At 44.4% G+C, this 10,397-nt stretch carries 10 protein-coding genes; 4 read left to right on the forward strand and 6 right to left on the reverse strand.

The window, feature by feature from the left end:
* Positions 1–247 precede the first annotated feature (247 nt).
* A complete protein-coding gene (locus JGK39_RS14415) occupies positions 248–1,126 on the reverse strand; it encodes an SH3 domain-containing protein (protein WP_293296661.1) in 879 nt (292 codons plus the stop codon).
* A gap of 300 nt (positions 1,127–1,426) precedes the next feature.
* On the opposite strand from JGK39_RS14415, the gene tnpB reads away from it, so the two are divergent.
* Positions 1,427–2,620 (forward strand): IS200/IS605 family element RNA-guided endonuclease TnpB, encoded by a 1,194-nt coding sequence (gene tnpB / locus JGK39_RS14420; RefSeq protein ID WP_293262177.1) that lies wholly within the window; start codon positions 1,427–1,429, stop codon positions 2,618–2,620.
* A gap of 471 nt (positions 2,621–3,091) precedes the next feature.
* Positions 3,092–3,562, forward strand: coding sequence for a hypothetical protein (locus tag JGK39_RS14425; RefSeq protein WP_293296662.1), 471 nt, complete (start codon positions 3,092–3,094; stop codon positions 3,560–3,562).
* 346 nt (positions 3,563–3,908) lie between these two features.
* On the opposite strand, the gene pheS is transcribed toward JGK39_RS14425, so the two are convergent.
* From pheS to JGK39_RS14445, 4 genes are all read right to left on the reverse strand, one after another.
* Entirely contained in the window at positions 3,909–4,913 is a 1,005-nt protein-coding gene (gene pheS, locus JGK39_RS14430) for a phenylalanine--tRNA ligase subunit alpha (protein WP_293296664.1), read from the reverse strand.
* A 62-nt stretch (positions 4,914–4,975) separates the two neighbouring features.
* Positions 4,976–5,155 (reverse strand): hypothetical protein, encoded by a 180-nt coding sequence (locus JGK39_RS14435; RefSeq protein WP_293296666.1) that lies wholly within the window; start codon positions 5,153–5,155, stop codon positions 4,976–4,978.
* The gene (locus tag JGK39_RS14440) at positions 5,137–6,882 is read right to left on the reverse strand and encodes a sulfotransferase (protein ID WP_293296668.1); all 1,746 of its coding nucleotides are present in this window, start codon (positions 6,880–6,882) and stop codon (positions 5,137–5,139) included. Before JGK39_RS14440 ends, JGK39_RS14435 begins: the two co-directional genes overlap by 19 nt.
* Before the next feature lie 405 nt (positions 6,883–7,287).
* The gene (locus JGK39_RS14445; protein ID WP_293254351.1) at positions 7,288–8,064 is read right to left on the reverse strand and encodes a glycosyltransferase; all 777 of its coding nucleotides are present in this window, start codon (positions 8,062–8,064) and stop codon (positions 7,288–7,290) included.
* 91 nt (positions 8,065–8,155) lie between these two features.
* Between JGK39_RS14445 and JGK39_RS14450 the strand changes: the two genes are divergently transcribed.
* Both JGK39_RS14450 and JGK39_RS14455 read left to right on the forward strand, forming a co-directional pair.
* The gene (locus JGK39_RS14450) at positions 8,156–8,317 is read left to right on the forward strand and encodes a hypothetical protein (protein WP_293296670.1); all 162 of its coding nucleotides are present in this window, start codon (positions 8,156–8,158) and stop codon (positions 8,315–8,317) included.
* A gap of 4 nt (positions 8,318–8,321) precedes the next feature.
* A complete protein-coding gene (locus JGK39_RS14455; RefSeq protein ID WP_293296672.1) occupies positions 8,322–9,770 on the forward strand; it encodes a HEAT repeat domain-containing protein in 1,449 nt (482 codons plus the stop codon).
* A gap of 12 nt (positions 9,771–9,782) precedes the next feature.
* Here the strand turns inward: JGK39_RS14455 and JGK39_RS14460 are convergent, their stop codons facing one another.
* Entirely contained in the window at positions 9,783–10,376 is a 594-nt protein-coding gene (locus tag JGK39_RS14460; RefSeq protein WP_293296674.1) for an SMI1/KNR4 family protein, read from the reverse strand.
* Positions 10,377–10,397 lie beyond the last annotated feature (21 nt).

A 10,397-nucleotide genomic window follows, 5' to 3' on the forward strand; every position in this document is an offset into this window, starting at 1 on the left:
CAACAATTAGGGCAACTAATTTCTAATGTCATATCACGCTATGGGAAACACTTCTCTAATTATAGCTTACTCCGATCCTTTCCTTCAGGGCACTACCAAGGACTTTAGTCCTTCTTGCTTGCAAGGTTTGTAGTAAGGACTTTAGTCCTTCTTGCTTGCAAGGTTTGTAGTAAGGACTTTAGTCCTTCTTGAATGTGGGCTAAAGTCCTCACTACAAACCAAATTCGATCTGATAGAACTCAGAAGTTTACTTGCACATGATCAAGTTTCCAGCCGAGATGAATCCCGGAACAGGGGCTGAAATCTCAACCCAATTGCGGTCTTCTCCATTCTTATCTTTGACTAACTGGAAATTCGGCACAAGCGTTACTTGACCGTTAGCGGGTACGCCGCCTTTAACTGTCGCAGTCTTTGAAGGCTCCGCACGAATAGCCAGACCTTTCGGTGCTACGCGAGGTTCTACTTGGCGACACAGGCTGACGGGGCCCGTTGTTGGTGCTGGTGTTGGCGCAGGTGCTGGTGCTGGTGTTGGTGCAGGTGCTGGTGCTGGTGCTGGTGCGGGCGCAGGTGCGGGTGCGGGTGCGGGCGCAGGTGCGGGCGCAGGTGCTGGTGCGGGTGCTGGTGCGGGTGCGGGTGCTGGTGCTGGTGCGGGTGCTGGTGCTGGTGCGGGTGCTGGTGCTGGTGCAGGTGCTGGACTTGGGGAAGGAGCTTGACTAATTGTGCACGATGCTAAATTAGCCTCGTTGTTAGGGTATCCGGTAGCTATATACCCTTTTACGGGAGCAGTAATTTGAATCCAGAGGCGGCCGTCGGAGGCTTTAACAGAAGTAGCGCCTTGGAACAGCGTGACCTGAGTATTCATGGCTACACCGCCAACTCTCGCGGATTTGGGGTCTGGGTTCTGGCGAACTGTCAAACCTTCTTTGGGAGTTACTTTGCGGCAAAGGGTGTCAGCTTGGGCGATTTGAAAGGTGGCGCTGTCTTCAAAGGAAATATTTTCTGCATCCTGACTGGTGGATGCTGCTGGGGTAGTTACACCGATCGCAGTCGCCTGCACACTTCCGGCTACAATGGCGATCGCACCCAGCAATGCAGCGGGTTTGTTCCAGCAATTCAAGTTTTTCATCCGTTCAACTCCTCAATCTAATCAAAACCATTATCTTTATTGCTGGTCAATATAGCAAAAAAAGCGATTTATCTTCCAGAAAAATGCTGTCCGTAACACAATACTGCCTGCAAGTCAATTTTTATTTGTATAAATTAATGCAGCGTAAGATTTAACTAACGCGAACGGGAAGTCCCGCACTCTATCCGTTTACAAGGATGAGGGACGGGATGAAAGCGCAGCCAGAAGCAAATTGAGCGATAGCGAATCAATATCAATTCTATCTGTTATAATCTTATCAGTATTCGACACTCTTGATAAATGTATAAAGCATACAAGTATAGAATCTATCCCACAAATGAGCAAGAAAACTTGCTTGCCAAGTCTTTTGGCTGTGCGAGATGGTTCTGGAACTATGCTCTAAACTTGTGTCAAGAAACCTATAAAAATACTGGTAAAGGATTGTCCAGAGGATACATACAAGGCTTACTTCCTGCTCTCAAGAAAGAATATGAATGGTTGAAAGAACCATATTCTCAATGTTTACAAGTAGTCGCATTGAATTTATCCACTGCCTACAAGAACTTTTTTGACAAAAGGGCAATGTTGCCTAAGTTCAAATCAAAACATAGTCGGCAGTCGATTAGTTATCCCCAAAACGTCAAATTTGACGGTGACTATATCAATCTGCCTAAGATAGGATTGGTTCATTATAAGCGTCATCGTGATTTTGAAGGTGATATTAAAACTGTTACTGTATCGCGCAATCCTGATGGTAAATACTTTGTATCCGTCTTGATTGACGATGGCAAGGCTAACCCTGAATCAGTACCAGTTGATAAAGCTGTTGGTATTGATGTGGGATTAACTCATTTTGCGATTACCAGTGATGGCTCTAAGTTCACTAATCCTAAATTATTTGTCAAGCGTCAGCGCAATCTAAAGCGCAAACAACAAAAGCTTTCTCGCAAAAATAAAGGCAGTCAAAACCGTAAAAAGGCAAAGTTGGCAGTGGCAAAAGTTCACTCCAAAATTGCCAGATGTCGTGAAGATTTTCTACAGAAACTATCCCGCAAGATAGTCAACGAAAACCAAGTTATTGCAGTAGAGAATCTCAACATCAAAGGTATGGTCAAGAATCATAACTTAGCCAAGGCGATTAGCGATGTTGGCTGGGGTATGTTTTGCACAATGCTTAAGTACAAGGCTGAAAGTGAAGGTAAACAATACATTGAGATCGATCGATGGTTTCCTAGCTCAAAAACTTGTCATATCTGCCTAAATCAAGTTGAGCATCTCACTCTTGATGTTAGGGCATGGACTTGTAAGCATTGTGGTACTCATCATGACCGTGATGTAAATGCGGCGATCAACATTAGAAATGAAGCCTTGCGGATTCTGGCGTTAGGAACTAGCGCGAATGCCTGTGGAGGGGATGTAAGTCGAAGAGGTAAAACTTCGGTTTTGTTGGACGCTATCCCCGTTGAATCAGGAAGCCAGCGCTGTACCGGTTAGACGGTCGGCGTCTGGTAGTTCACGCGAGGAAAAATTAACCTGCTGCGCCTGTAAATTGCTCGTTATGGTAGAACCCGAGAAGGGGAGACGGAGAGGGAGAGAGGGAGAGGGGAGAGGGGGAGAGAGGGAGAGGGGGAGAGGGGGGAGAGTCAACAGTCCACTGTTTAAATGTGTGACAGGCGATCGCACTTTACTTAAAATTACCGCAAAGAGCGCCAATCGCTAGCATTAGTTGAAGTCCCCTAACCGCGGCTGTGGAGTCAATTGTTGAATCGCAAATAACAAATCTAAAATAGAGTGTTGAATCCACACATCTCGGCTGTGGAGTCAAATCTAAAATCTAAAATCTAAAATCGACTGACTTTCCTTCTTTCAATCTATCAAAAGACGGATTTTTTCTAAGAAGTGGGCGCAGGATAACCTCTATCTGGAGAATGGTTTAGCCGATCGCGCAAATCGAGTAAAAATAGAATGTCATATCTCATTTGGTATTCTATGAAACTGAATTATTTTACCAAACGGCTTTCGACTGTCGGGCGCTGGATGGCTGCAACTGTTCTTTGCTTGTGGGCGATGGTCTTCGTTTGGTCGGGTGGGTTTTTCTCGAACAACGCAGCGATGGCCTCTGGTGCTGTAAACTCGATCGCAGCAGCAGATATGGGCGATGCGGTTCAAGAAAAAGCTAGCAAAGATGCTGGAAGAGCCAAAAACTTCATCCGAGATACAGAAGAGAAGGTTAAGGAAACAGCCAAGACAAACGCTGCTAAAGTCGATCGAGCATCAGAAGATGGTAGTGTAGCCGAGGGCAAAGCCAAGAAAGACGCAGCTACAATCGAGAAAAGAGCAGAGGAAGATTCAGCTCGCACTCAAAAAGCAGTTGATAACACAAAGAATGCCGTCGAGCGGACTGTTGACAGCATCAAAGGTGCTTTTAGCAAGTAGAAAATAAATCAAGTAGGTTTGTAGTGAGGACTTTAGTCCTTCTTTATCCGGACTAAAGTCCTGACTACAAACATTTTTTTTTTACAGGTTTGTAGTGAGGACTTTAGTCCTTCTTTATCCGGACTAAAGTCCTGACTACAAACATTTTTTTTTTACAGGTTTGTAGTGAGGACTTTAGTCTTTCTTTATCCGGACTAAAGTCCTGACTATAAACCAAGATTAGCACGGATCTGTTCGGACAGGATATTAAGTTTTTTGCCCTTGTCTGCTCGATCGAAACTCAAAACATCGATATACATTGACCAAAAACTCTAGACAAAGCGTGAAACCGATCGCAAGCCATGCTTTAAAATTGTCGCAAAAAGCGCAAATCGCTAGCATAAACCCGGCGAATATCGTCAATTTCATAAAGTACCATAGCGAACCGCTCCACACCAAAACCTGCCGCAAACCCAGTATACTTTTCTGGATCTAAACCGACTCCTTTAAGAACATTCGGATCGACAGCACCGCAGCCCAAAACTTCCAGCCATTTGCCGTTCCACTGCAAATCAACTTCAGCAGAAGGTTCTGTAAACGGAAAGTAACTCGTGCGGAAACGAATCGGCAAATCTTGGCCGAACATTTGTCGCAAAAACTCTTTAATCGTGCCTTTCAAGTCAGTAAATGTCAGATTTTCACCAATTGCTAAAAGTTCTATTTGGTGGAAGACTGCCGCGTGAGTAGCATCGACAGTATCGCGGCGGTAAACGCGGCCGGGTGAGACAATCCGAATCGGCGGTTTGTGCTGTTCCATGTAGCGAATTTGCACCGAGGATGTTTGAGTCCGCAGCAAGTCGCCACCGGGCAGGTAAAATGTATCTTGCATATCCCGCGCCGGGTGATCGGGCGGAGTGTTCAGCGCCTCGAAGTTGTAATAATCTGTTTCCATTTCCGGGCCGTTGGCGACGGTGTAGCCGAGCCCGACAAAGATATCGAGAGCGCGGTCTATGACGGCGTTTAAGGGGTGAATTCTGCCTTGGGGGCGAAAAATCCCCGGCATGGTGACATCGAGGGTTTCTGAGGCTAATTTGGCTTCAATTTGGGCGTTTTGGAGGGCGGCGCGCTTGTCTTCTAAGTCGGCTTGTAGGGCTTCTTTTACAGTATTGGCGATCGCGCCTACTTTTGGCCGCTGATCGGCTGACAGTTTCCCCATCATGCCTAAAATTTGAGAGAGTTGGCCTTTTTTGCCTAGGTAGCCGACGCGCAACTGTTCGAGTTGTTCGAGGGTATTCGCAGTTGCGATCGCACTTTTGGACTCTTGGCCGAGGATTTCTAGTTGAGTTTCAATGTCGCTTAGTTGGACAGTCATCTTGATTTTAGATTTTAGATTTTAGATTATGGAATTGATGGCGGTTTTGGGCCTTGCTGAGTTTAGCGCAATTTTGGTGCGACTGACTTGTTATTTGAGATTTTAGAGCGAACAGGAGAGGATCTGCACTGCGGGCGATCGTTGCTACTGCTTGTACCGAGAGCACTTTTGCGATCCGATCGGGCGATCGGGTAAATCAACAACTCACCCATCGAGTTTACCACTAAAATAATGAACTGCATTTATATCCAAGCTTCTCCAAATTCTTCCAATTCATCAACTCAATAGTTTCCAACTCAGCCAAACTCAACTCATCTTGCCAAGAATTAATTCCCTTAACCCCAACAGGCTCTAGAGTATTCGGATGCCACACCATTTGACTCGGCGGAACCAAACCTTCAGCAGCATTTTTTTGATAAAAATCCAGCATCGATTCCTGAAAATCCACCCCCAACCACTTGCAAATTTCAGCCAACTGTGCTGACGGCTCCCTCACCAAATCTTCGTAAGAAACCAAATAAAACTGCTCCCATTTTTGATGGTATTTGTCAATAATTTTCACAACTTGATTCCACTGGTGCGTCAGTCCTTCTACCGTTTTTATCCCCGGCCACACTTCCCCTCTTTCTTCTTCTTTGGCGACTAATTTTTTGACAGAACTGTAACAAGCCCGAAAATCTCGCACAATCAGAATCACCTTAACATCAGGAAAATATCTCCTAATTTTTCCTAATTGATAAATGTGAAAAGGATTCTTATCGCCCCAAATCGAAGCTGTCGGGTCAAACTGCTGGCGGTAAGTTTGATAAACTGTAGAAACTGCTGTCTGGTAACTCAATTGTTGGTGATTTGTCAAGTTATTTAATAAAAGCTGTCGATCGACATTCCACTCCCCAAACCTGTGAAAATCGTTATTGTAAAGGTCATTTAAAAAATCTTCGATTTGAGGCAGCAAGTCGCTGACAGTGCCGTATTTCGACTCTAGGGCAACAAAGAAAAGACTTTCAGGGGGAATGCAGATAGCTGGATGCGCTGTTAGCATTAAGCGCAGGAGGGTTGTCCCAGAACGTTCGGCCCCGAGGATAAAAATCGGACTGGATGGGCTCGATTTGCTACTGGGTAAATTAGCGTTCGCGCCTAAAAACTCGCTCGATTTACTACTGGGTGAATTAGCGATTTCGCTCGAAAAACTGCTGGGTTCTATTTTATCCTTAACTTGCTTCTGGCGCAACCGAAATTGACCTTGAACTTCCACTCCCAACTCCAATTTATCGGCAAGTCCGCGACGCACAAGCGCCTGTTCGACAGCGGTGCGGGACAATAATATTTGCTCAGTCCGACGCTGGCGAGAAATGTTTTGTTGGTGGATGCGGTAATAGTAAAGCGGTTTGTGGATTTTTCTAATTTCTGTAACTTCACTCAGTCGCAGGCACAATTCGTAATCGACAGCACTGGCAAATTTGGGGTCAGCACCACCGCAACTATTATAAGCCGATCGACGGATTAAGCGGAAGTGAAAGACGATCGGATCTACTAACAGTTGTTCCGGCGAATACGGGATTTGACAGAGAGGGCCTTCGCCACCAACGCAATCGTTTTCGTCGATGAGTAAATAATTGGTATAAACAACTCCCACTTGAGGATTTGCATCTAAAATTGGGACTGTTTCTGCTAGTGCTTTGGGGGCCAGGAAATCGTCGCTATCCACGCAGCCGAAGTAGGGAAATGTGGCTTCTCTAATGGCGGCCATGAGGGAATAGCCGGAGCCTCGGTGTTCGGCGGCGAGGGCTTTGATTCTGGAGTCGTGTTTGGCGTAGCTGCGGGCTATGTTGAGAGAGTTGTCTGTGGAACCGTCGTCCCAAATTATGAGTTCAAAATTGGGATATGTTTGGGCGAGAACACTTTCTATGGCGGCTTTCAGGTAGCGTTCTCGATTGTAGACAGTCATGACAATGGAGATTGGAGTCATAGGATTTTAGATTTTAGATTTTAGATTTTAGATTTGGGATTAAAGAATTGATGATATTGATAGTTGATGATTAGTTAAGGAAGTTTTCTTGTTTGTTTTGATAGTTGGTCGATCGTTTTGACAGTTGGTCGCTCGTTCCAGGAGTCCGACAGGGGTTGAAAACCCCTGTCTCATAGCTTAAGTCCTCTAAAAGAGGACTAAAATTCATCGGAATTTCGATCGTAATTAACAGTCGGTTTTAACCGACTTTCGCTATGAGGCAGGGGTTTAAACCCCTGCCGGACTGTCGGACTGTGGTTTGAATGTCGGGCTGCGGATTGAATCTCGTTACTGGCAGAGATTTTTTGGCTTTTCTCAGCAAAGTTAATATTTTACCAAAAAATAGGGTTATTAAACTATCAACTATCAACTGTCAACTGTTCCTTTATGCTGGCGTTTATACAGAAAGAACCGACTGACGATATCTACTTCTAACTCAAATCTATCACTCAACCCGCGCCTGTGAATTGCTTGTGTAATCGCTGACTGAGATTCTACAATTTGGTCGAGTTGCTGTTGAACTGTATGCTGGGAATGTTTGCGGTAATAGTAAAGAGGTTTGTTGAGGTGATAGAATTGGGTAATTTCTGAAAGTCGCAAACAGAAATCGTAATCTTCCGCACGGTTGTATTCGGAATTGATGCCACCTATCCTATCGTACAATTGGTGGCGAAACAGGCGAAAGTGAAAGGTCATAAAATCTACTAACAGTCTGTCTGGAGAGTAGGGTATTTGGCTGCGGTGTCCCAGTCCTTTTACTTGGTTTTTTTCATTGATAATTAAATAGTCGGTGTAGACTGCGCCAATTTCTGGCCGTGCGTCCAATACGGCTGCGGTTTCTTCGATCGCGGTGGGTGCGAGCAAGTCATCGCTGTCGAGCCAGCCGATATATGTTCCTTTGCAGGCTTTGTGAGCGTTTTTGAGGGATATTCCTCGACCTTGGTGGGGGGCGGCGATTACTTGAATTCGCGTGTCTTGCTGTGCGTATTTGCGGGCGATGGTGACGCTGGAGTCGATCGAGCCGTCGTCCCAAATTATCAGTTCAAAGTTGGGGTAGGTTTGGGCGAGGACGCTTTCTATGGCGGCGCTGAGGTATTGTTCTCGGTTGTAGGTGGTGGTAATTATGGAGATTGGAGAGGTCATTGGGGATTTCCAAGCCGTCGGGCGATCGCACTTTCGGTAAACAGTTTTGATGTTTTTGGGTTAAATCTGATGTTAGCTCTTGTTGGGGGGAATGCGTTGGGCGATCGGGCGATCGGGTGAGAAGCAATGGGCGATGACGAGTACAAATACTCAGAAATATCCGGTTTACCATCACCAGCGCGAAAAAAACTGGGACTGGTATGATGTAGGGAAGTGCGATCGTTTTACCCGTATTGAAATCTTTACCATATAACATTATGGCCGATAACACATCTCTCACAAACGATCGGCAAGAACCAGAAAATATTCCTTTTCTAGTTCAACAGTTACGTACAACTGAGGATAACGCAATTCTCAAACAAACTGCTAAACTTTTAGGGGCGCTCGGTGCGGGGAATTCGGATGCTATTAATGCCTTAATTCACTTAGTCCGCACTACGCCTGACGAACCAACTCGTTGGGTAGGAATTCAAAGTTTGGGTGAAATTGGTACTAACAATAATGAGGCGATCCAAACTCTCATCGAACAACTCAGTATTGCTCGCGAACCTACTCGTAAGATAGCAGCTAAAAACTTAGTAAAAATTGCTGTTGGGAATCAAGAGGCAATTACTGCTCTAAGTAATTTAGAAAAAAGCACCTCCGACGACATAACTCGCGGAGCAATTGCTTACGTTTTAGGGCGAATTGGTAAAGGTTATCGCCATGCTGTTCAAGCTTTAATTGATGCAATATACCGTAGTGAATACGATTATACTCATAAAGTTTCTATCGATAATTTAGGACGCTTAGAAGATAGCAGCCAAGATACTATAAAGGCTCTAATTCACGCCGTACACAAGGCAGAAAATCATCAAACGAGATTTTTAGCCCTTAGTATTTTGGAACGAATTGCGATCGGTAATGCCGAAGCAGTTCAGCAGTTAACGGCAATGTTAGAGTCGGGACAGTTAGACGAGCGCAGCGATTACTCAATTGCCATGACTCTCGCTAAACTTGATGCTAATGCTATAATTAAGCTGGCAGAATACAGCCAAAACAAACATTTGTGTCAGGTTGTTGCTGAAAGTTTGGGCTATGTTGATGTCGGCAATGCAGGCGCAATTAAAGCACTCATTAACCTGCTGCATAGAAGTCAAAATGAAGCAATACTACTGATACCAGCTATCTCCAGCTTAGAGAAAATTGCTGTTGGCAATCCTGATGCGATCGGCACCTTAATGGAAATGCTACCATACAGGCAGAGTTGGGATTGTGCGGCTATTATTCGAGGCTTAAGTAGAATTGGCGGCGATCGTCCGGATGTTCTGAATGCTTTAATTGATTTAGCTTGCACGAGTCAGGATTTAGAAGAATGTCGCGCTGTAGCTGAAGTTTTTGGAGAAATGACCGTTACTAATTCACAGGTTGTTAATGCTTTAATTTATTTACTGCGAACTTATGACGACTTCAATTTGCGGTACTTCGCTACTGAAAGTTTGAAGGTATTAGATATTAGTAATGAATGTAAAGTTGAGGCGATAGTTGCAGTGTTACCCACTTTGAAAAATAGCGAGCGTTATTGGGACATAGTTAAAGTATTAGGAGAGATTGGTGTGGGTAATTCACTGGCTATTGCTGCTATTAGCAACATTTTGCAAGACTGCCAGGATGAGGCTTACCATTATTTAGTTAGTAATTTACTTAAAAAAATGGCATCAAATTAAACAGAAATAAACCTAGATAGGAAATTCTGGAGCGTTGAATATTATTTGCTCCATCATTTCTCTAAATGAACGATAGCGATTAATCGAGAATGGAGGAATACAACTACGGAAAAAAGCTTCCCATTCGTCATCTTGGGTAATAATTTGGGGATTTAATAAAAAGATAGATTTTTCGTCTTCACTACTAATTTCTATCGCAGTGTCCAGATACTCTGGACGAAAAACTAAATCGCATTGCTCTTCACCATATACAAAATATTCTTCATCTGTTACTGGTTTTTGTTCGGGTTCCATGAAGTAATCTACAATCTCTTCATAGCCGACAATGTGCCACTCAACTTCTTCCGTTGAATAAAAATGGATGCCGTAGTCTGATGTAGAACGCAACCCATTAGAAACTTTGAGAAACTGTCGGTAAGAAGGCGGGAAAGTCACGCCCAAGCGAACTTCAGCAGCAACTATTTGCTCTTCAATCGCTCCTGCATAGGCTAAATAGCCTAATTCCATAATTTCTGGCGGTAACTCTTCTTGTTCTAACTCAATGAGGTATTCTATCCGCTTGCGACTCCATTCTCTAATTCTGCTTTCCCAATCAAAAGCTTCCATAACTTGCAATTGTTGTACTTT

Origin of the sequence: Microcoleus sp. PH2017_12_PCY_D_A, assembly GCF_020738565.1 — a bacterium.
GTDB lineage: Bacteria > Cyanobacteriota > Cyanobacteriia > Cyanobacteriales > Microcoleaceae > Microcoleus.